The 20,146-nt window shown below is 69.1% G+C and carries 18 protein-coding genes; 8 read left to right on the forward strand and 10 right to left on the reverse strand.

All coding sequences use genetic code 11. The features are described 5' to 3' along the window. Positions 1 to 10 precede the first annotated feature (10 nt). Positions 11 to 1,624 carry an AMP-binding protein gene (locus tag L324_RS06190; protein WP_037304951.1) on the reverse strand — a complete coding sequence of 538 codons (1,614 nt, stop codon included), beginning with the start codon at positions 1,622 to 1,624 and terminating at the stop codon, positions 11 to 13. Between the two features lie 106 nt (positions 1,625 to 1,730). On the opposite strand from L324_RS06190, the gene L324_RS06195 reads away from it, so the two are divergent. Then, positions 1,731 to 2,546: a helix-turn-helix transcriptional regulator gene (locus L324_RS06195; RefSeq protein ID WP_037304953.1), complete on the forward strand. Its 816-nt coding sequence runs from the start codon at positions 1,731 to 1,733 to the stop codon at positions 2,544 to 2,546. A gap of 1 nt (position 2,547) precedes the next feature. Here the strand turns inward: L324_RS06195 and L324_RS06200 are convergent, their stop codons facing one another. Further along, positions 2,548 to 3,150 (reverse strand): hypothetical protein, encoded by a 603-nt coding sequence (locus L324_RS06200; protein WP_037304954.1) that lies wholly within the window; start codon positions 3,148 to 3,150, stop codon positions 2,548 to 2,550. A 105-nt stretch (positions 3,151 to 3,255) separates the two neighbouring features. Here L324_RS06200 and L324_RS06205 point away from each other — a divergent pair, with 105 nt between their 5' ends. Both L324_RS06205 and L324_RS06210 read left to right on the forward strand, forming a co-directional pair. Beyond that, positions 3,256 to 4,233, forward strand: coding sequence for a GlxA family transcriptional regulator (locus L324_RS06205; RefSeq protein ID WP_037304955.1), 978 nt, complete (start codon positions 3,256 to 3,258; stop codon positions 4,231 to 4,233). An 81-nt stretch (positions 4,234 to 4,314) separates the two neighbouring features. After that, entirely contained in the window at positions 4,315 to 5,304 is a 990-nt protein-coding gene (locus L324_RS06210) for an alpha/beta fold hydrolase (RefSeq protein WP_037304957.1), read from the forward strand. A 261-nt stretch (positions 5,305 to 5,565) separates the two neighbouring features. Here L324_RS06210 and L324_RS06215 read toward each other — a convergent pair whose 3' ends face one another. Next, entirely contained in the window at positions 5,566 to 6,522 is a 957-nt protein-coding gene (locus L324_RS06215) for an Acg family FMN-binding oxidoreductase (protein ID WP_037304958.1), read from the reverse strand. A 158-nt stretch (positions 6,523 to 6,680) separates the two neighbouring features. On the opposite strand from L324_RS06215, the gene L324_RS06220 reads away from it, so the two are divergent. Then, complete coding sequence (locus tag L324_RS06220; RefSeq protein ID WP_037305039.1) at positions 6,681 to 7,007, forward strand: dsRBD fold-containing protein; 327 nt, start codon at positions 6,681 to 6,683, stop codon at positions 7,005 to 7,007. 4 nt (positions 7,008 to 7,011) lie between these two features. Here the strand turns inward: L324_RS06220 and L324_RS06225 are convergent, their stop codons facing one another. Beyond that, on the reverse strand, positions 7,012 to 8,754 hold the full coding sequence (locus tag L324_RS06225; RefSeq protein WP_037304959.1) for a sensor histidine kinase: 1,743 nt from the start codon (positions 8,752 to 8,754) through the stop codon (positions 7,012 to 7,014). A 146-nt stretch (positions 8,755 to 8,900) separates the two neighbouring features. Between L324_RS06225 and L324_RS06230 the strand changes: the two genes are divergently transcribed. Then, on the forward strand, positions 8,901 to 9,878 hold the full coding sequence (locus L324_RS06230) for an Acg family FMN-binding oxidoreductase (RefSeq protein WP_081736212.1): 978 nt from the start codon (positions 8,901 to 8,903) through the stop codon (positions 9,876 to 9,878). A gap of 13 nt (positions 9,879 to 9,891) precedes the next feature. Here L324_RS06230 and L324_RS06235 read toward each other — a convergent pair whose 3' ends face one another. After that, positions 9,892 to 10,524, reverse strand: a complete 633-nt coding sequence (locus tag L324_RS06235) for a response regulator (protein ID WP_051173690.1) — start codon at positions 10,522 to 10,524, stop codon at positions 9,892 to 9,894. Between the two features lie 187 nt (positions 10,525 to 10,711). Here L324_RS06235 and L324_RS06240 point away from each other — a divergent pair, with 187 nt between their 5' ends. Then, positions 10,712 to 11,017, forward strand: coding sequence for an ANTAR domain-containing protein (locus tag L324_RS06240; protein WP_037304962.1), 306 nt, complete (start codon positions 10,712 to 10,714; stop codon positions 11,015 to 11,017). Positions 11,018 to 11,118: 101 nt separating this feature from the next. Next, positions 11,119 to 11,496, forward strand: a complete 378-nt coding sequence (locus L324_RS06245) for a response regulator (protein ID WP_037305041.1) — start codon at positions 11,119 to 11,121, stop codon at positions 11,494 to 11,496. 291 nt (positions 11,497 to 11,787) lie between these two features. Here L324_RS06245 and L324_RS06250 read toward each other — a convergent pair whose 3' ends face one another. The 3 genes from L324_RS06250 to L324_RS06260 are packed head-to-tail and all read right to left on the reverse strand — an operon-like array spanning position 11,788 to position 18,120. Beyond that, a complete protein-coding gene (locus tag L324_RS06250) occupies positions 11,788 to 16,281 on the reverse strand; it encodes a HAMP domain-containing hybrid sensor histidine kinase/response regulator (protein WP_037304963.1) in 4,494 nt (1,497 codons plus the stop codon). 46 nt (positions 16,282 to 16,327) lie between these two features. After that, complete coding sequence (locus tag L324_RS06255) at positions 16,328 to 17,401, reverse strand: PAS domain-containing sensor histidine kinase (protein WP_235783417.1); 1,074 nt, start codon at positions 17,399 to 17,401, stop codon at positions 16,328 to 16,330. A 38-nt stretch (positions 17,402 to 17,439) separates the two neighbouring features. Beyond that, positions 17,440 to 18,120 (reverse strand): response regulator, encoded by a 681-nt coding sequence (locus tag L324_RS06260; protein WP_051173680.1) that lies wholly within the window; start codon positions 18,118 to 18,120, stop codon positions 17,440 to 17,442. A gap of 272 nt (positions 18,121 to 18,392) precedes the next feature. On the opposite strand from L324_RS06260, the gene L324_RS06265 reads away from it, so the two are divergent. Then, positions 18,393 to 18,680, forward strand: a complete 288-nt coding sequence (locus L324_RS06265; protein WP_037304967.1) for a hypothetical protein — start codon at positions 18,393 to 18,395, stop codon at positions 18,678 to 18,680. Between the two features lie 12 nt (positions 18,681 to 18,692). Here L324_RS06265 and pspAB read toward each other — a convergent pair whose 3' ends face one another. Together pspAB and L324_RS06275 are read right to left on the reverse strand one after the other, a co-directional pair. Continuing rightward, positions 18,693 to 19,250 (reverse strand): PspA-associated protein PspAB, encoded by a 558-nt coding sequence (pspAB, locus tag L324_RS06270; protein WP_037304968.1) that lies wholly within the window; start codon positions 19,248 to 19,250, stop codon positions 18,693 to 18,695. A 148-nt stretch (positions 19,251 to 19,398) separates the two neighbouring features. Beyond that, entirely contained in the window at positions 19,399 to 20,121 is a 723-nt protein-coding gene (locus L324_RS06275) for a GAF and ANTAR domain-containing protein (protein ID WP_235783418.1), read from the reverse strand. Between the last annotated feature and the right edge of the window lie 25 nt (positions 20,122 to 20,146).

Raw genomic sequence — 20,146 nt, forward strand, 5'->3', positions numbered from 1 at the left:
TTGTGGACCCTCAGGACGCGTGCCGCTTCCGCAACAGGAAGCGCTGGATCTTCCCGCTGGGCGTTTTGGGCAGCGCGTCCACGAAGTGCACCTCACGCGGGTAAGCGTGCGCGGCGAACCGTGTCTTGACCAGACGCCGCAGCTCGTCCGCCAGCTCCGCGTCGGCGGTGACGCCGTCCCGTACCACCACGTAGGCCACGACCACCTCGCCCCGCAACGCGTCCGGCACGCCGATCACGGCGGACTCGGCCACGGCGGAATGCTGCTGCAGAACGCTTTCCACGTCGAACGGGCCGATCCGGTAGCCGGCCATCAGGATGACGTCGTCATCGCGTGAGGCGAAGGTCAGGTAGCCGTCGGCGTCCTTGGCGGCGACGTCGCCCGTGTAGTACCAGCGGCCGTCGGGGCTGAACCGGGCGGCGGTGCGTTCGGGGGCATCACGGTAACCCCGGAACCACAGCAACGGACTCGCGGGAAGGTCCAAGGCGACGCGGCCACGCTCCCCCGGCTCCGCCACCACGTCGGCGTCTTCCCGGAGGACCTCGACGGCGAAGCCCGGCAGAACCCGTCCCATGGAACCCGGTTTGACCTCCGCGCGGAGGTCCGGATGCCAGGCGTTGCCCACCACCATGCCGAGTTCGGTCTGTCCATAGTGGTCATGAACGCCGACGCCCAGCTTCGACGACGCCCACTCCAGGACGTCCGGCGTCAGCGGTTCGCCCGCCGACGAGCAGTGCCGCAGCCGGAGACCGTCCGGCACCGGCGCGTCCGCGTTACGGAGCGCGCGGTACACCGTCGGCGCGGCGGCGAAGTTGGTGACGCCGAACTTCTCCAGCACCGCCCAGGTCAGCTCGGCCGAGAAACCGGCGTGCAGCAACAGGCTCCGCCTGCCGGTCGCCATCGGCGTCATGATCGCGTAGTACAGCCCGTACGCCCATCCGGGGTCCGCGGCGTTCCAGAAGACGTCGTCGGCCCGGACGTCCAGCGCGAAGTCCTGGTACGCCTGGAAACCCGCGAGCGCGCGGAGCGGGATCGGGACCGCTTTGGGCGTCCCGGTGGTCCCGGAGGTGAACAACTCGACCAGCACCCCGGAACCGCCGGTCACCGCCGCTTCCGGCCACGGCGCCGCACTGTTCTCCAGCTCTCCGAACGACAGGGCTCCACCGGCGGCGTCACCGGCGACGACGATCCGGCGCCCGTCGTCGGCGGGCAGGTCCGCGGACGGCTCCAGTTTCGCCAGCTGGTCCGCGTCGGCGACGACGACCTTCGTGCCGTTGCCGGTGATCCGCAGCGCGATCGCGGGCGGCGCGAACGCGGTGAACAGCGGAACATGCACCGCGCCCAGCCGCCAGATCGCCAGCAGCGCCACCACCAGCTCCGCCGACTTGCCCATCAGGGTCGCCACCCGGTCCCCCGGCCCCACCCCGAGGCCGGCCAGTGCCCCGGCGAACCGCTCCGACCGCTCGCGCAGTTCGCCGTAGGTCAGGTCGTGGGCGGTCAGGCCGGGTTCGATCACAGTGAACGCCACCGCGTCCGCGGGATGCCGGTCGCACAGCAGGGTCGCGGCGCTCGCGAGCCCGTCGCCGTAGACCTCGAGCAACCGCCGGACGTGAGCTTCGGTCATCGTTTCTCCCGCGAACTTCCGAAGGCGTACAGTTCCGGGAATCGTGCGGGCGGACCGGATCCGCCACCACCCCCGATCGAGGGGGATCACCGAGGAGGGTGAGCCGATGCGGGTCGACGACGCCCAGCTGCTCGGCGCGGTCTCGAACCTGCGCCGCGACACCGGTCTGCCGGTCGGATTCGCCGGGATCGCGGGTCCCTCGCCGCGGATGAAGCTGACCGCGTTCCTCGGCAACCGCGGCACCGCACTCGACGGCCTGTCCGTCCGCGCGGGCCTCGGCCTCGGCGGCAAGGCGCTCGCCCTGACCCGGCCGGTGGTCGCCAACGGCTACCACAGCGCGACCACGATCAGTCACGACTACGACGAACCGGTCCGCGACGAGGGCATCCACTCCGTGGTCGCGATCCCGGTCGTGGTGCGCCGCCGGGTCCGCGCCGTGCTGTACGGCGGCCTGCGCGACGAGGCCGTCCTCTCCGACCGCACGATCACCGCCGCGCTGCACGCCGCGCGCGACCTCGAACAGACGATGGCCGTCGAGGACGAGATCGAGAAGCGGCTGGCCCAGGCGCGACCGCTCGCCGAGCATCAGGAGGACGCCGCGCCGCGGGAACGGCTACGCGAGGTCTACGGCGAACTCCGCGCCCTTGCCGGTCAGGTCGCCGACAATACGCTCCGTGCCCGTCTCGACGAGGTCTGCGAGAACCTGACCGGCGCCGCCACCGCGGCGGTCCGCCTCGCGCCGAGGGAACTGGACACCGTCGCGCTCGTGGCTCTCGGCCTGACCAACGCCGAGATCGCCGACCGGCTGGGCCTGACCACCGAAACGGTCAAGAGCTACCTGCGGGACGCGATGCGCAAACTCGACGCGAACTCCCGGTTGCAGGCCGTCACGTACGCGCGGCGGCTCGGCCTGCTCCCCTGACTCAAGCAGGCGGCAGCGGCGAGACCGAGACGATGCAGTACTTGTCCTCGCCTTCCCGGCGGACCTCCATCGTCGTGCTGAACTCCGACTCGTAGTTCAGCGTTCCGGACATCGTCACCGAGATCAGGTCCGGGCCGGCCGCTCGCGGATCCTTCGCGGTGAGCGACGCGTTCCGGTCCCCCAGGGCCTTCGCCGCGGCACGGACCTTTTCCTTGGAATCCGCACAGGCCGATTCGGCGGCCTTGTCGGCTTCGTCGCCGAACACCGCGAGCATGAACTTGCCCGCCAGGACCGACCCCCACTCGACGCTGAGCGGAGTCTTGGTGGCGCTCGACGAAGACGACGGTTTGTCGTCACTCAGCAGGAAACCGGGTGCCACGAAAGCAAGGATCACGAAGACGATCACCACGAGCGCGCCTCCGCCGGCGATGAGCCCGATCATCAGGCCGTTGCCCTTCTTCGGCGGCTGCTGCCCCGGGAACTGCGGCCCGCCGTACCCGGGCGGCGGATACCCCTGCTGCGGGTATTGCTGCTGCGGATACTGCTGGGGCGGGCCCTGCTGCGGGTAGCCCTGTCCCCATTGGGGTCCCTGCGGATACGACATCGATGCTTCCTTCTCCCCAGTCGATCTGTCCGGCGAATCTACCGTCCCCTTCGGACAGTCGGAAACCAGCTCCGCGGGCCTGGTGTCGCGATTAGACTCGAAAGCATGAAACGGCTGGCCGTCGTGGTCTTCAACGGGGCTTCACTCGGCGCGATGTCGTTCGCGTTCGGGGTCTTCGACATGGCCGCGCAGTTCGGAGAACTGCCCGACCTCGAGATCCGGGTCGTCGGGGGCGAGCGGGGGGCCGCGCTGCGGGGTGGCGGCCTCACCGTCCCGGTCCCCGAGGACCTCGACGCGATCCGTGACGCCGATCTGGTGCTGGTCCCGAACTGGCGGTCGCCGGCGGAGAACCCGCCGGAAGCGGCGCTGGCCGCCCTCCGCACGGCGCACGACCGAGGCGCCCGGGTCGCCGGATTGTGCAGCGGCGCGTTCGTGCTGGCCGCCGCGGGACTGCTCGACGGCCGTCCGGCGACCACACACTGGGCGATGGCGCCGTTGCTCGCCGCCCGCTTCCCGGCGGTCCGCATCGACGAATCGGTGCTCTACATCGACGACGGTGACATCCTGACCTCCGGCGGTGGCGCCGCCGGGATGGACCTCGGCCTCCACCTGATCCGCTCGTGGTGCGGCGCGGAGGTGGCGAACCGGCTCGCGAAGGGCATGGTGGTCCCGCCGCACCGGCCCGGCGGGCAGGCGCAGTACATCGAGTCGCCGATGCCCGAACTCGACGAGGGCGACCCGGTCTCGGAGACGATGGCGTGGGCGCTCACCCGGCTCGACACCGCGCTCCCGGTCGACGAACTGGCCAGACGGGCGCATATGAGCAGGCGCAACTACGACCGCCGGTTCCGGGAGATCACCGGCGCCGCGCCCGGCACCTGGCTCACCCATCAGCGGGTCATCCGCGCCCAGCAGCTGCTCGAATCCACCGACCTCCCGGTCGACGAGATCGCCCGGTACTGCGGGTTCTCCTCCTCGGCCGCGCTCCGGCCGCACTTCCGGCGGCAGGTGGGGGTCACGCCGGTGGCGTACCGGGACACCTTCGGGACCCGGCTGGGTGTCCTCGAACCCATGCTGTCCTGAAACCGGGCTGTCCGGAAACCGACGCGCGTTGGCGAAAACACCGCTCACGGTCGGGGCGCCTCCTGGCCCAGGATTCAGTACATGACCGAAGAGAGCCGTTCCTTCCTCAACCGCCGCTCCATGCTCACCCTGGGCGCGGGTGCCGCGGCCGCGCTGGTGGCCTCGGCCGGGACCGCCGAGGCCGGCCGGCCGAACACTCCCGGCGACGCGGAACTCGCCCGTTCCCTCCCCGGCGGATTCCGCAGTGCGTACGCGCAGGTCAACGGCGTCCGGCTGCACTACGTCGCGGGCGGCCGGGGCGAGCCGCTCATCCTGCTGCCGGGCTGGCCGGAGACCTGGTGGCAGTACCGGAAGATCATGCCCACCCTGGCCAAGCGCTACCGCGTGATCGCCGTCGACCTGCGGGGCATGGGCGGCTCGGAGAAGCCCCAGGGCGGGTACGACAAGAAGACGATGGCCCGTGACATCTTCGAACTGGTCCGCGCGCTGGGCTACCGGCAGGCGCATATCGCGGCTCACGACATCGGCGCGATGGTCGCGTTCAGCTTCGCCGCCAACCACCCGGAGGCGACCAAGACCGTCACGCTCATGGACGTCTCCCACCCGGACGAAAGCCTCTACCAGATCCCGATGCTGGCCCCGCCCGGCCAGCATGTGCACGTCTGGTGGTTCGCCTTCAACCAGGTCGCCACCCTGCCCGAGCAGCTGCTGGCCGGCCGGGCGCGGTTCCTCGTCGACTGGATGTTCGACCATCTGGTGGCCGATCCGGCCTCCATCGGCGACCGGGACCGGGCGATCTACGCCGCCGCGTACGACCGTCCGGACGCGATCCGGGCGGGCAACGGCTGGTACCAGGCGTTCGGCCAGGACATCGAGGATCAGAAGGCCTACGGGAAGATCACCGCCCCGATGCTGGGCCTGGGGTCGGAGTTCAATTACGACTACCTCGCGGCCGTCCTGCCGTCCAAGGCGGTGGACGTCCGGGTGCGCAAGATCGCCGATTCGGGGCACTTCGTGGCCGAGGAACAGCCGCGGGCGGTCATCGACGAGCTACAGGCCTTCCTCGGCTGAGGCTTATACCCCGAATGGATCAATGCCGCCCACCAAACCGCCTGATTCACTCGGTCAGGTGAAAGACTCGGCCAGGCGTCATTCTCGCGGCGGGGTCCCCTCTTCTCTGGTGTGTCGGTACCGGCCGGGCAGCCCCCCGAACGGCCGGTACCGACACGGAAGTACAGCTCGACCGATCCACCAGCGGCCTTGTCAATCCACGCGTCGCGCAGCGCCGGCCCGGCGCGTGGAAAGGCCTGCCGGTCGGTCGCTCCCCGACCGTCAGAGGATCGCCTCGGACCGCCGGACCATCACCTCCTCGACCGGCCTGCGCTCGGTCATCGCCACCGGACGCCCGTAGCCCAGTCGCAGCACCGCGTGCGGACGGCCGAGATCGGCGAAGATCCGGTCCATCGCCGCCCGCGTCTCCCGCGTCTCGAACGGCCTGCCGACGAACGACGTCGCGAGCCCGGCCGCCGTCGCGGTCAGCAGCACCCGTTGCAGCACCATCCCCGCCCGCAGGTCCGCGGCGGGTCCGCCGTCCGCGGTCAGTACCGCGCCCAGCACCGGCTCGCCGCCTTCGGGCTCGGCGGCGGAGAACGATTCCTGCGCGGGGATACCGTGCGGCGACGGCGGCCGGTCCGGCGCCGTGACACCGTCGGGGGTGTTGGCCGACCGCCGCGTCCACAACGCGACCTCCGCCTGGAACGCGCCGTTGCGCGCCTGCGCGGCTTCGGCCCGGTGCAGGACCCGTGCGACGGCGTCCGCCCGGTCGCCTCGGCCGAACAGCTCGAGCAGCCCGCCCTCCACCAGCGCGGAAGCCCGCAGTGTCGTCCGCGCCCACACGGGCACCGGCCTGTTCAGGAACGGGCGGCGGTTCGTGTGACGCCGAAAGACGGCCTCGGCCAGCTTCCGTTCTTCCGCCGAGGAAAACCAGTCGCCGTCGATCCGGAGGTCGGCGAGCAGGTCCGGCTCCTCCGGTGACGGCAGCACCCGCAGCGAGAGCGTCTTCCCGTTCGACCGCAGGGAAACGATCAGGTTGAACACCGCCGCGCCGCACGCGAGGCGGGCTTCGCGGGCGTCCGGATCGGCGATGCGGAGCACCCTGGTGCGGTCGAGCCACACCTCGATCCGCTCCCGGTCGACGACGAACCGCCACGGCTGGGTGTTGAGCGGTGACGGCGCGCGCACGGCGGCCGCCACCGCCTGGTCGACATGGGTCGGCAACGGGATCTGCATCGTGGACTCCGGGAAATGTGGGGTTGACCCACCTTCTGCCGGGGTACCCGGCGACCGCAGCGGCCGCCGGTCACGAATCCCGAGGACTTTCGCCCCCGTTTTTTCGCGGAGCGAGGACTTAGGACCCTGTGCCATCGACGGCGGCGATGGGAGTCTCGATGACCGGAACGGAGCCGACGATGACCGACAACACCGGCAAATGGACCATTGACGTTTCCCTGCAGCACGGGCCGTACCGGGTGCGCGCGGAGGCGTTGCTCCGGCATCGGGACGGCGGTGAGTTCATCGGCGTCGGGCTGGCGCACGCCGGGCTGAGAGACAGTTCGGTCTCCCAGGTCGGTGCCTATCTCGCTGTGGCACGCGCGCTTTCGGACCTCACCGCGGAGCTCCTCGAGACCGTCGCCTCCGACGTCGACGCCGAGGTCTCGCGCGCGGTGGAAGTCACGGAAGTCGACGGGATCCTCGCCGCCCACTCGGCGAACTGAGAGCTCAGCGCAAGGGGGCGGACCACTCGACGCGGGTGCCGCCCTCTTCGCGTGTCTCCACCCGGAACCGCCCGCCCGCCTTTTCCGCGCGGTCGCGGAGATTCCGCAGGGCGCCGAAGCCGCCGGGCGCCTCGCCGATCCCGGCGCCGTCGTCGGTGACCACGATCCGCAGGACGTCGTCCTTCACCACGACGCTCACCGAAACACCGTTCGCCCCCGCGTGCCGGACGACGTTCCCGACCGTCTCCCGCACCACCGCCTCGGCGTGTTCGGCGAACAGGAGCGGGATCGAGTCGAGCGGCCCGGACAGGCTGACCGTCGGATGGATCGGGGTGTCGTCGGTGAGTTCGGTGATCGAGTCGTAGAGCCGGTGCCGCAGCCGGACGTCGTGCTGTCCCGCCTCACCGCCGTGGAGATCGAAGATCGCCGTGCGGATCTCGTGCACGATCTCGTGCATCTGGTCGATGCTCTCGCCGATCCGCCGCCGCAGTTCCGGTGTGTGTGCCCGCCGGTGTGTGCTCTGCATGGCGAGACCGACCGCGAACAGCCGCTGGATCACGTGATCGTGCAGATCCCTCGCGATCCGGTCACGGTCGGCCAGTACGTCGAGTTCCCTGGCCGTGCGCTGCTGTACGGCGAGCTGGAGCGCGAGCGCGGCCTGGTCGGCGAACGAGGCCACCACCGGCAGCTGGGCGAGCTCGAACGGGGTCGCACCCGGATTCCGCACCGCCATCAGCACCCCGGACGTGCGTTCCCTGGCACGCAGCGGCACCACCAGCGTCGGGCCGAAGGACAGTTCCCGGTCGTCACCGAGCACCAGTTCGGGCACACTGCGCGGGGTCCGGTCGCGATAGACCGCGCCCGGCAACGAGGCGGCGACGCTGATCCGCGTCCCGGTCAGCTCCCCGGACCGCGCGCCGGCGCAGACGGCGATGGTGAGTTCGTCGGCCTCTTCCTCGCCCTGCTGGCTGACGTCGACCCTGCCGGAACCGGGAAGGGCCAGCAAAGTGAGGTCGGAGCCGGTCAGTTCCAGGGCCCGGCTGGCGATCAGGTTCAGCGCCTCGACCGGATCGGTGCCGCCCAGCAGTTCCGTCGTCACCTCGCTGGTCGCGGCCTGCCACTGCTGCCGGATCCGTGCCTGCTCGTAGAGATGGGCGTTCTCGATGGCGATCCCGGCCGCGGCGGCGAGCGCCTGGACGACCACTTCGTCGTCGTCGGTGAAACTCTCCCCGCGTTTTTCGGTGAGGTAGAGATTTCCGAACACCTCGTCGCGTACCCGGATCGGCACGCCGAGGAAGGACCGCATCGGCGGATGGCACGGCGGGAAACCGACCGACGCGGGATGCCTGGAGATGTCGGCCAGCCGCACCGGTTTCGCCTCCTCGATGACGTAACCCAGCAGGCCGTGACCTTTCGGCAGATGCCCGATCTGCTGTTTCGTCTCGCCGTCGATGCCGAGATAGACGAATTCGGCGAGCGAACCGTCGTCCGCGATCACCCCGAGCGCCCCGTAGGTGGCTTCGCCGAGATCGATCGCCGCCTGCACGATCCGGCGCAGCGTGGTGTCCAGCTCCAGCCCCGAGGCGATGGCGAGCACCGCTTCGAGCAGGCCGTCCATCTTGTCGCGCGTGCCGATGAGCCGTTCGATGCGATCCTGGAGATCCCCCAGCACCTCACGGACCCGCAACTGGGACAGCGCGCCGGAGATCCGGTCGTCGCTTCCGCCCAGCCCGTCCTGAGCCGGCATCTGCTTCGCCTCCGAAGATCGGGACGACTCGCGGCCGTGGTGACTTTTTCCTCTTTCGGCCCCGCATCGCAGGCGGGACCGTCTCACCGAGAAACCGTGGTTCTCGGAGATACGGCATTGCCCGTGGCGCGGCGATGGGAGAAACCATGACCTTACAAGTCACCAGGGTCGGACGTTTGAACTCCGATCAGGTGAATTCCGTGCTCCGGTCGGCCATGCTGGCCCCGTCGACGCACAACACCCAGCCGTGGCTTTTCCGGTGCGCCGGCACCGGGATCGAACTCCACGCCGATCCGCGCCGGATCCTACCGGTCACGGATCCGGACGGACGCGAACTCGTCCTCTCGTGCGGTGCCGCCCTGTTCACCCTCCGGACGGCGATCCACGCACTGGGCTTCCATCCGGCGACGACCCTCCTGCCGAGCCGCGCCGATCCCGATCTGCTGGCCGTCGTCCGTCCCCTGGCCGAACGCACCCCCGATCCCAAGATCGCCCGGCTCGCCCGCGCGATCCCCCGCCGCCGGACCAACCGGCGGCCGTTCCGGCCCGCCGCCGTCCCACGCTCGGCCCTCACCACGCTCCGCCACGCCACCGAACTCGAGCACGCGTGGATGCCGAGCCTCGACGCCGAACAGTGCCGTCATCTGCGTGACCTCACCGCCCGCGCGCGAGGAGACCAGCTCGCCGATCCCGCTTTCGTCGCCGAACTCGGCCGCTGGACCCAGCTGGGCGCGGGTACCCGCGACGGGGTGCCGTCCTACGCGACCGCCGGCGCCCCCGCCGACGAAAGCTGGCTCCTCCAGGAATTCGGCGGCCCCGGCGAGGGCACGCGGCCGGATCGGCTGGTGGTGGTGATCGGGTCGTTGACCGACGAACGGCTCGACCGGCTGCAAGCGGGCCAGGCGCTGCAACGGGCCCTGCTCACCGCGACCTCCGCGGGACTGGCCGCGTCGTTCATCTCGCCGCCGATCAGGGTCCCATCGGCACGGGCCGAACTCAGGCGCCTTCTCGGCTGTGGTGTGTGGCCGCAGGTCCTGCTGCGCCTCGGCTACGGCTTGCCGTTGCCCTGGACCCCGCGCCGCCCACTGGAGGACGTCCTGCTCGAAACATTCGTTTCCGCCTGAGCACGGTGATCCGTCACTGCCGTCGCAGTTCCGTGGCCAGCACCGCCGCCTGGGTACGCCGCTGCATGCCGAGCTTCGTGAGCAACCGGGACACGTAGTTCTTGACGGTCTTCTCGGCGAGGAACATCCGTTCGGCGATCTGCCGGTTGGTCAGCCCTTCGCCGATCAGCTCCAGCAGCGTGCGCTCCTGCTCCGAAAGCCCGGCGAGGGGGCCCTTCCTGACCGAGTCGTCGCGGAACTTCGCCATCAGCGTCGCGGCGGCGCGCGCGTCCAGCAGCGACCGGCCGAGGCCGACCTCCTTGACCGCGGCCACCAGGTCCATCCCCCGGATGTCCTTGATGACGAACCCGCTCGCGCCCGCCATGATGGCGTCCAGCATCGCCTGCTCGTCGGTGTAGGAGGTGAGCATCAGGCATTTCAGCTCGGGGATCCTGGACCTCAGTTCCCGCGCGAGTTCGACGCCGTTGCCGTCCGGCAGCCGCACGTCGAGGACCGCGACGTCGGGCCGCAGCGCCGGAATCCTCGCCAGCGCCTGGGAAAACGTGGCCGCCTGGCCGACAACGCACAGGCCTTCGTCCTCCTCGAGCAGGTCCGCGACACCTCGGCGGACCACCTCGTGGTCGTCGACCAGAAACACCCGGAGCATTCCGACCTCCACGGTTTCCCTCCTCGGCTCAGAGCGTACGGTGCACGACCGGTTACTGCGACCGGCCAAAGGACCCTGTTCGGCGCCCGTTCGAGTGCCCTGGCCGCCGGACCCGGTCCATTTGCATCAGGCGAGTCAGGACGTTGTCTTCTTCCCGGAGCCGGTCCGCCGCTGCGACGATCACCCCATGTCCGAGACCACGCTTTCGCCGGCTCACTCGTCCGGCACCCCAGACCCGGCAGACGACGTCGTGGCCATGCGCAACCGCGTCCGTTTCTACCGCGCCCGTGCCGAGCAACTCCAGTACGCGCTGGACCACCGGCTGCCCATCGAACAGGCGAAGGGAATCCTCGCCGAGCGCTACCAGATCGACATCGATTCGGCGTTCGACCTGCTGCGTTCGTTCTGCCGCAACAACAACATGAAGATCCACGACGTCGCCAGGACGCTCGTCGAGCAGCCGAGCGAAGGCGAACGACGACTGTCTTGCTGAGGCACGCCAAGCTCGGCGGCGGGCCCGCGACCACCACCGGCACCGCCGACACCGCGGGCACGGACTGGGTCATGAACCGAACGCCGCCCCCCAGACTTCGGGTGCTCGTAGCGGACGACAATCCGGTCATCGGGGACGCCCTGCGCGCCCTCCTGGAGACCGAACCCGACATCGAAGTGGTCGCCATCGCGCTCACCGCGGGGGAAGCGGTCGCCCTCGCCGAACTGCTGTCCCCGGAGGTCGCCGTGCTCGACGTCCGGATCCCGGGTGGCGGCGGCGCGTGGATGGCGAGGGAGATCCGGCGGCGGGTTCCCCATACCCGGCTGATGGCCTTTTCCGCGCACAGCGACACCCGGTCCATCGCCCAGATGGCCTCGGCCGGTGTCTCCGAATACGTCGTCAAGGGCAGCCCGAACACCGAGATCGTCGCCGCCATCCGCCGTCTCTGCGTGAACAGCGCCAACGGCACGGAGTACTGACTCTCCCCTCGTGAGTGGTAATGAGGGTCAGAACCAAGGGTGTTTTAGGTACCTACCGGGGGTAGGTTCGTTAGCGGCTGGCCGTGAAGGCCCCCTTCCCTCGGCTCAGCCGAGGAAACTCGACCTTCACACCTTCCCCAGTACATGATGGCCCCCTTCCTTGCGCCTAGCGCAAGGAAGGGGGCCATCATGTACTTCACCGCGAGCAAAGCCGCAGACCTACGAGCAGGTACCCGAGTGAGGGATGGCTAGAACCGTCATTACCACTCACGAGACCTTCGCGGGTGGAGCTCAGTCCGGCAGCCAGCGTTCCATGCAGGCCAGCAGTTCCGCCGCGTCCACCGGTTTGGTGACGTAGTCGCTCGCCCCGGCGGCGAGGCTCTTCTCGCGGTCACCTTCCATCGCCTTCGCGGTCACCGTGATGATCGGCAGGCCCGCGAACTTCGGCATCTCGCGGATCGCCGCCGTCGTGGCGTGGCCGTCCATCTCCGGCATCATCACGTCCATCAGGATCAGGTCGATGTCGTCGTCGGCCAGCAGTTCCTCGATACCCTTGCGCCCGTTGGGCGCGTGGACGACCGACAGCCCGTGCAGTTCGAGCACCCCGGAGATCGCGAAGACGTTGCGGGCGTCGTCGTCGACCAGGAGTACCTTGCGTCCCCGCAATCGCGGGGATCCCGCGGGCGGGTCGGTCGCCTTCGCCTCGGGAGCCCCCGAGGTCACCTCGCGCTGGTGCATCAGCGGGAGGATGCCTTCGAGTTCACTCGCCGAGATGTGCAGCATGATGCGTTCCCGCAGCATGTCGAGCGACGGCAGCAGTTCGACCGGGTGCAGCCGCGCGTGGCCCTGCAGCAGCCGGTCCTGCGCGGCGCTGAGCTTGCGGCTCGCGTGTGCCAGCACCGGGACCTCGACAGGATCCGGTCCCTCGACAAGACGTTTGAGGAACGACAGCGCGCTCGTGCCGGGAATGCTGGTGTCGAGGACGACGCAGCGGTAGCTGTTGCGGCGCAGTTCCTCGAAGGCCGCGATCGGATCCGACATGGCCCGCACCTGGACCGAGCCGTGGCTGTCGGCGAGGTCGGCGGCGACCCCGCGGGCGAGCAGCGTCAGCAGGCTGTTCTGCTCGCTTTCCACGACCAGGACGCGCCGCTCGGCCGCCGTCGACGCGGAATTGTCCATAGTGGACTCGGTGACGATCTGGGCCGCGGCGAACCGGGCCACCGGCAGGAAGAGGGTGAACGTGCTTCCCCTCCCCAGCACACTGTCCGCCCGGATCTCGCCCCCGAGCAGGTACGCGACCTCGCGGCTGATCGACAGGCCGAGCCCGGTGCCACCGTACTTGCGGCTGGTGGTGCCGTCGGCCTGCTGGAACGCGCCGAAGATCGAATCGAGGTTCTCCTCGGCGATCCCGATCCCGGTGTCGATCACGCTGAAGGCCACCAAGGACTCGTGCCCGTCCGCCGACGGCGAGACCAGGGTGTCGACCAGTTTCACCCGCAGCTCGACGCTGCCCGCCTCGGTGAACTTGACCGCGTTCGACAACAGGTTCCGCAGCACCTGCCGCAACCGCTGCTCGTCGGTGAACAGCAGCTCCGGCACGTCGGGCTCCACCGTGACCTGGAAGTCGAGGCCCTTCTCCGCGGTCAGCGGGCGGAACGTCGTGCCGACGTAGTCGAGCAGCTGGCGCAGCGGGAACGGCTCGTGGTGGATGTCCATCTTGCCCGCCTCGACCTTCGACAGGTCGAGGATGTCGTTGATCAGCTGCAGCAGGTCGGTGCCCGCGGACTGGATCACCTTGGCGAACTCGACCTGCTTGGGCGTCAGGTTCTGCGTCGAGTTCTGCGACAGCACCCCGGCGAGGATCAGCAGGCTGGTCAACGGGGTGCGGAGTTCGTGCGACATGTTGGCCAGGAACTCGGACTTGTACTTCGACGCCAGCGCGAGCTGCTGCGCGCGTTCCTCGATCTCCTGGCGCGCCTGCTCGATCTCGAAGTTCTTCACCTCGATGTCGCGGTTCTGCTGCGCCAGCAGCTCCGCCTTCTCCTCCAGCTCCGCGTTGGACCGCTGCAGTTTCGCTTGCTGTGCTTGGAGTTCTTCCGAACGCGCCTGCAACTCCTCGGCCAGGCGCTGGGATTCCTCCAGCAGCGAATCGGTCCGCGCGTTGGCGATGATCGTGTTGACGTTGACCCCGATGGTCTCCATCAGCTGTTCGAGGAAATCCTTGCGGACGGCGGTGAATTCGCCGAACGTCGCCAGTTCGATGACACCGAGGACCTGGTCTTCGAACACGATAGGCAGCACGATAAGCGTGACCGGCGGGGCGGAGCCCAGACTCGACGAGATCTTCACGAAGCCCGGCGGGGTCCGGTCGACCACGATCGGTTTCTTGGTGTGCGCGGCCTGCCCGATCAGCGACTGCCCCATCGCGAACTGCGCGGGCAGCTCCGGATTCTCGCTGTGCCCGTAGCTGGTGATCAGCCGCAACCGGGTGCCGTCCTCGCCGGATTCGGTGAGGAAGAACGTCCCGTGCTGCGCGCCGACCAGCGGGGTCAGTTCGTCCATGATCAGCTTGGCCACCACCCGCAGGTCCCGGTGGCCCTGCATCAGACCGGAGATCCGCGCCAGGTTGGTGTTCAGCCAGTCCTGTTCCTCGTTCGCCCGCGTCGTCTCACGCAGCGACTGGACCATCGCGTTGATGTTGTCCTTCAGCTCCGCGACCTCGCCCTGCGCCTCGACGGAGATCGACCGGGTGAGGTCGCCGGTGGCCACCGCGCTGGTGACCTCGGCGATCGCCCGTACCTGGCGGGTCAGGTTCCCGGCCAGTTCGTTGACGTTCTCGGTCAGCCGTTTCCAGGTCCCCGACACGCCTTCGACCTCGGCCTGGCCGCCGAGCCGTCCCTCACTGCCGACCTCGCGCGCCACGCGCGTGACCTCGGCGGCGAACGCGGAGAGCTGGTCGACCATCGTGTTGATGGTGGTCTTGAGTTCCAGGATCTCGCCGCGCGCGTCGACGTCGATCTTGCGGGACAGGTCGCCCTGCGCCACCGCGGTGGTCACCTGGGCGATGTTGCGGACCTGGCCGGTGAGGTTGTTCGCCATCGAGTTGACGTTGTCGGTGAGGTCCTTCCAGGTACCGGCGACGTTGGGCACCCTGGCCTGCCCGCCGAGGATGCCCTCGGTGCCGACCTCGCGCGCCACGCGGGTGACCTCGTCCGCGAACGCCGAGAGCGTGTCGACCATCGTGTTGATCGTCTGCGCGAGCGCGGCGACCTCGCCCTTGGCCTCGACGGTGATCTTCTGGGACAGATCCCCGCGAGCGACCGCGGTCGCGACCTGCGCGATGGAGCGGACCTGATCGGTGAGGTTGTCGGCCATCACGTTCACCGACTCCGTCAGACCCTTCCACGTCCCCGACACACCCTTGACATCCGCCTGCCCGCCCAGCCGCCCCTCCGTACCGACCTCACGCGCCACCCGCGTGACCTCGTCGGCGAACGACGACAACTGGCCGACCATCGTGTTGATCGTGTCCTTGAGTTCCAGGATCTCCCCGCGCGCGTCGACGCGGATCTTCTGCGAAAGGTCGCCTTTCGCCACCGCGGTGGTCACTTCGGCGATGGAACGCACCTGGTCGGTGAGATTGTCGGCCATCACGTTCACCGACTCCGTCAAACCCTTCCACGTCCCCGACACACCCTTGACATCCGCCTGCCCGCCCAGCCGCCCCTCCGTGCCCACCTCGCGCGCGACGCGTGTGACCTCGTCGGCGAACGACGACAGCTGATCCACCATCGTGTTGATCGTGTTCTTCAACTCCAGGATCTCGCCCCGCGCATCCACCGTGATCTTCTGCGACAGATCGCCCTTCGCCACCGCGGTGGCCACCTGGGCGATCGACCGCACCTGCGCGGTGAGGTTCCCGGCCATGAAGTTCACCGACGTCGTGAGGTCGCGCCAAGTCCCGGCCACCCCGGGAACCTGGGCCTGGCCGCCCAGCGCGCCTTCCGTGCCGACTTCGCGCGCCACCCGCGTGACCTCGTCCGCGAAGGACGACAACTGATCCACCATCGTGTTGATCGTGTTCTTCAACTCCAGGATCTCGCCCCGCGCATCCACCGTGATCTTCTGCGACAGATCGCCTTTCGCCACCGCGGTGGTGACTTCGGCGATGGAACGCACCTGATCGGTGAGGTTGCCCGCCATGAAGTTCACCGACGTCGTGAGGTCGCGCCAAGTTCCCGCCACCCCGGGAACCTCCGCCTGGCCGCCCAGCCGTCCTTCGCTGCCCACCTCGCGCGCGACTCGCGTGACCTCGTCCGCGAACGACGAAAGCTGATCCACCATCGTGTTGATCGTGTTCTTCAACTCGAGCATCTCGCCTTTGACGTCGACGGTGATCTTCTGCGACAGATCGCCTTTCGCCACCGCCGTCGCGACCTCGGCGATGTCGCGGACCTGACCGGTCAGGTTGCCGGCCATCGCGTTCACCGAATCGGTGAGGTCCTTCCAGGTCCCCGAAACCGACGGCACCGCGGCCTGACCGCCGAGCTTGCCGTCGGTCCCCACCTCGCGCGCGACCCGGGTGACCTCGGAGGTGAACAACGCCAGCTGGTCGACCATCCCGTTGAAGACGACCGCCATCTCGTCCATCAGGACGTCGTCCACCTGGGGCAGTCGCGTGCTGAAATCGCCGTCCCGAACGGCTTTCAGCCCCTCCAAAAGCCGTTGCAGGCCTTCGTCGTTCAGCGTGCGGACCGCGGCCCGCTTGGTTCCCGGCTCCGGCATCGAGGTGCCTCCTTCATTTCGGTCCCCGCGGTCCAGGGGAAGACCGTCATCTCCGCACGGTCGCGGGGGCGGCCAGCGGAATCCAGAAGGCGACCGACGTGCCTTCCCCCGGCCTGCCGGAGATCTGGAACCATCCCTGCGCCGCCTCCGCGCGCTCACGCATCGACGCCATTCCGATGTGCTCACCCGACAACGTGGCGGGAGAACTTTCGGCGCCCGGCTTCATCCCGACGCCGTTGTCGGCGACCTTCACCAGCAGCCCGCCGTTCTGTTCGGTCAGCGAGACCACGACGGCGCTGGCGTTCGCGTGCTTCCGTACGTTCACCAGCGCCTCCTGGAGGATCCGGAAAGCGGTGACGACGAGTTCCGGCGGCGGCTTGGCGGTGAAATCGTGCCGCAGCGTGCAGTCCAGTCCCCAGCCTCGGACGACCTCGTCGAGATAGTCGCGGATGGAAGCGACCAGGTCGTCGTCGTTCAGCGCGGGCGGGCGCAATTGGGCGACCAGGATCCGCAGCCGACGGATAGCACCCTGGATCGCGTCGTCGAGTTGCAGCAAAGCGGAATCGCGGCGTTGGGCGGCGAGCATCTGCAGGCGCATGCTCACCGCGATCATCGACTGGATGGAATCGTCGTGAACATCCCACGCGATACGGCGACGTTCGGTTTCCTGTGCCCGCACCAAATGCGTGAACGCCTGGTGGTGTCCGCTCCTTTCCTCCAGTGTCCGCTGCCGTTCGGTGAGGTCCCTGGTCACCTTGCCGAATCCGACGAGCGTGCCGACGGGGTCACGCAGGGCGGTGAGCACGGTGTTGGCCCAGAAGCGTTTCCCGCCCCGGCGGACCCGCCAGCCCTGGTCCTCGTGGCGGCCCATCTCGGCGGCGATCAGCAGCTCCGCGGTGGGTCTGCCGTCGGCGACGTCCTCCTCGGTGAAGAAAACCGAGAAATGGCGGCCGAGGATCTCCTCCTCGGAATATCCCTTGATCCGTTCCGCGCCCGGGTTCCAGCTGATCACCCTGCCGTCGACGTCCAGCATGTAAATGGCGTAGTCGACGACGCTGTGCACGAACAACTCGAAGAGCACAGCATTGCGGTGATCGGGCGCCGATTCCGATGGCAGCATGGCCATAGTGCAGCTTGGCACCCGAGCGCGCCCCGGCGCTACGGCCGTTCGAGGAGGCCATTCCTGCGTGCGTGCGCCACGGCTTCGAGTTTCGAATGGGTTCCGGTCTTCACCAGGATTCGCTGCACGTGATTCCGCACGGTATTCCGCGCGAGCCGCAACTCCTCGGCGATCCGGTCGGTTCCCGCGCCCTCGGCGATCAGCCCGAGCACCTGGCGCTCCCGCAGGGTCAGCCCCGGCCCGAGCGGACCGGAACTCCCGGCCAGCATGGCCAGCGCGCCGCTGAGCAGTTCCGGATCGATGATCACGTCGCCGGCGGCGACGGTGCGGATCGCCGTGACCAGCTCGTCGAGGAGGCCCGACTTCAGCAGCAGCCCGGCTCCGCCGACTTCGAGGATCCTGGCGGCGATGGCGCTGTTCGCGTCGCCCGTCAGCACGAGCACTCGGCTCGACGGCGAAACCGCGAGGAGCCGCGTGATCGCCTCGATCCCGTCGCCGTCGGGCAACCGCCGGTCGAGGAGGACGATGTCGGGCAGCTGCTCCGCCGCCGCGACCATCCCGTGGGCGAGGGTCTCCACCGAAGCCACCAGCTGGATCTCGGGGAACTCCTCGAACGCCGCGCCGAGTGCCTCGGCCACCATCTTGTGGTCTTCGACGAGGAGCACCCTGATCGGGGCCGCGGCCGGGGACACGGGCCGCAGGGAGTTCGGGTTCGGCATGCACCTTCTCCGTCGATCGTGGTCTCGCCGGGACCGGTGTCCGGCGGATTTCGCGGTACGGGAGACGCCAAGTCCGGCCGACATTGTCCCACCACCGCGGGCTTTCCCGGGCTTTCGACGCCAACCCGTGACACGTCGTACCCGTCCGGCGACCGACTGGGGTCTTTGTGCCCTCGATGGCACTACCTTCGGCGGTGACCGGAACGGCCCGCCGTACCGCATCGTCGAAGGTGGCAATTGCCGGACCGAGGCAGGGAAAGGGTGACCGGGACGTGACCACGAGGATCTGCGAGACCCGCCGCCGTCCCGGCGCGCACGCCGGCGCCCTCCGGGCACTCGTCTCCGCCGAACTCGAGAAGCTGCCGAGGGTCGCGGTGAAACCCGAAACGCCCCCGCCCCTGCTCGACGACGTCTTGACGACGGTCCGGCGACTCGACGGCGTGGCCCCGGCCCGCAACGCCGCCGCGCGGCCCCGGCACCGGTATCACTTCCCGCGGTGGAACCCGCGGGACCGGCGCGTCCAGCGGCTGCGCGGCTGGCTCAGCGGTGCGCCCGGCTGACCGGGCAGGCCCTCAGACCGGACGCCACCGGCCGATGTCGGCCTCCATCGGCACGATCCGGGTCAGCGACGAGCGGACCTTGAGTTCCAGTGCCCGGTCGCGGCCGCGGCTCCCGCGCGGCGCGTACGGGTAGAAGGTGCCGCGCTCCCGGCGGTAGACCATGGACAGCTTCGGGTGGCGCATGTCCCTCAGCTCGGCGAAATCGACCGTCGTATGCGACAGCCAGGCCGCGAAACCCGCTTGGGCCAGCCTGTCGTTGACGTCGACGAGGTCGTTGAGCAGCCAGCCCAGATCCCCGTTCTCCCGCCAGCAGCGGACGATCGTCCGCCCGCGCGAGTCGTGGATGATCACGTTGCGGCGGACGGAATCCCCCGCCAGGCCCGCGACGATCTCCGCCTCCGTCCCCGCTCCGGGACGGCCCTCGGCGACGAAGCAGACCGTGCCCACGCCGGTCGGCGCGAGCCCGAACCCGGACCGCAGGGTCAAGGCAGACGACCGCAACTCCAGCAACGGAAGCAGGCTCGGCCGTACCGAGCGGTTCCTCCCCAGAAGGCTTCCCAGTAGCGCCATGGCTTCACGCATCCTCTCATCTGCGTAAAGCCTTTCCGATAAGGTCCTCGCGCCCTAGGGCCGCACGGTCGCGGGTTCGGCGGGACAAGTCACCGGATCCGGTGACCAACGACCCTACCGGCAACTGCCGGATACCGTTCGGCAGTTGTCAACGGCCGCGTGACCGGAGGAATTCCTCGCTGTCCACCGTACCGTCGACGACCCCGTGCGCCACGTCCGAGAGCTTCCGGTTCGTACTGCGGGCGAACGCGCGCAGCCGCTGAAAAGCCTTGGAGACACCGACACCGGCACGTTCGGCGAGCATCCCCTTCGCCTGTTCGATGATCACCCGGCTGTCGAGCGCCGTCTGCAACTGCTCCGACAGCGTCCGGTAATGGCGTAGTTCCCGTTGCTGGATCAGGCACAGCGTCGCGACGTCCGCCAGCGCCTGTCCCAGCCGACGGTCCTCGGCGCTCAAAGCCGCGGTTTCCGTACTCAAGAAGGTGACCGCACCGACGGTTTCCTCCATCGCCCGCAACGGGAGAGCGGAAACCGCGGCAAAGCCCAGCCCGGCCATCCTGGCGACGTAGCCGGGCCAGCGGGTCACCTCGGCGGAAAGGTCGTCGACGGCGACGCCACTCCCGGTTTCGAATGATTCGAGGGCGGGCCCCGCTTCCACCGCCGGATACCGCTCGGATTTCAGGCCGGGAAGGAAGACTTCCGCCGAATCGATCGGCAGCAGCCGTACGCATTCACTGGACAAGGTGTCCACGACCCGATCCGGTCCCTGGTCCTCCGCGACACTCGCGGTCAAACTCGCGAACGCCGCGCAGACCGCGGATTCCCTGCCCGCCCCTGCGGCGATCCCCGCGTCCCTCCCCATGAACGCCATCACCGGTCCCGGAGGTCAAGTCGCC

The organism is Amycolatopsis orientalis DSM 40040 = KCTC 9412 (assembly GCF_000478275.1).
GTDB classification, from domain to species: domain Bacteria; phylum Actinomycetota; class Actinomycetes; order Mycobacteriales; family Pseudonocardiaceae; genus Amycolatopsis; species Amycolatopsis orientalis.

Bases quoted from the DNA above. Each gene is read 5' to 3' on its own strand.
- L324_RS06200 (WP_037304954.1), bottom strand. From the start codon at position 3,150: ATGTCGTATCCGCAGGGACCCCAATGGGGACAGGGCTACCCGCAGCAG.
- L324_RS06235 (WP_051173690.1), bottom strand. From the start codon at position 10,524: ATGCTCCGGGTGTTTCTGGTCGACGACCACGAGGTGGTCCGCCGAGGT.
- L324_RS06275 (WP_235783418.1), bottom strand. From the start codon at position 20,121: ATGGCGTTCATGGGGAGGGACGCGGGGATCGCCGCAGGGGCGGGCAGG.
- L324_RS06230 (WP_081736212.1), top strand. From the start codon at position 8,901: ATGACCTTACAAGTCACCAGGGTCGGACGTTTGAACTCCGATCAGGTG.
- L324_RS06215 (WP_037304958.1), bottom strand. From the start codon at position 6,522: ATGCAGATCCCGTTGCCGACCCATGTCGACCAGGCGGTGGCGGCCGCC.
- pspAB (WP_037304968.1), bottom strand. From the start codon at position 19,250: ATGGCGCTACTGGGAAGCCTTCTGGGGAGGAACCGCTCGGTACGGCCG.
- L324_RS06255 (WP_235783417.1), bottom strand. From the start codon at position 17,401: ATGCTGCCATCGGAATCGGCGCCCGATCACCGCAATGCTGTGCTCTTC.
- L324_RS06225 (WP_037304959.1), bottom strand. From the start codon at position 8,754: ATGCCGGCTCAGGACGGGCTGGGCGGAAGCGACGACCGGATCTCCGGC.
- L324_RS06250 (WP_037304963.1), bottom strand. From the start codon at position 16,281: ATGCCGGAGCCGGGAACCAAGCGGGCCGCGGTCCGCACGCTGAACGAC.
- L324_RS06260 (WP_051173680.1), bottom strand. From the start codon at position 18,120: ATGCCGAACCCGAACTCCCTGCGGCCCGTGTCCCCGGCCGCGGCCCCG.
- L324_RS06220 (WP_037305039.1), top strand. From the start codon at position 6,681: ATGACCGGAACGGAGCCGACGATGACCGACAACACCGGCAAATGGACC.
- L324_RS06210 (WP_037304957.1), top strand. From the start codon at position 4,315: ATGACCGAAGAGAGCCGTTCCTTCCTCAACCGCCGCTCCATGCTCACC.
- L324_RS06190 (WP_037304951.1), bottom strand. From the start codon at position 1,624: ATGACCGAAGCTCACGTCCGGCGGTTGCTCGAGGTCTACGGCGACGGG.
- L324_RS06195 (WP_037304953.1), top strand. From the start codon at position 1,731: ATGCGGGTCGACGACGCCCAGCTGCTCGGCGCGGTCTCGAACCTGCGC.
- L324_RS06240 (WP_037304962.1), top strand. From the start codon at position 10,712: ATGTCCGAGACCACGCTTTCGCCGGCTCACTCGTCCGGCACCCCAGAC.
- L324_RS06205 (WP_037304955.1), top strand. From the start codon at position 3,256: ATGAAACGGCTGGCCGTCGTGGTCTTCAACGGGGCTTCACTCGGCGCG.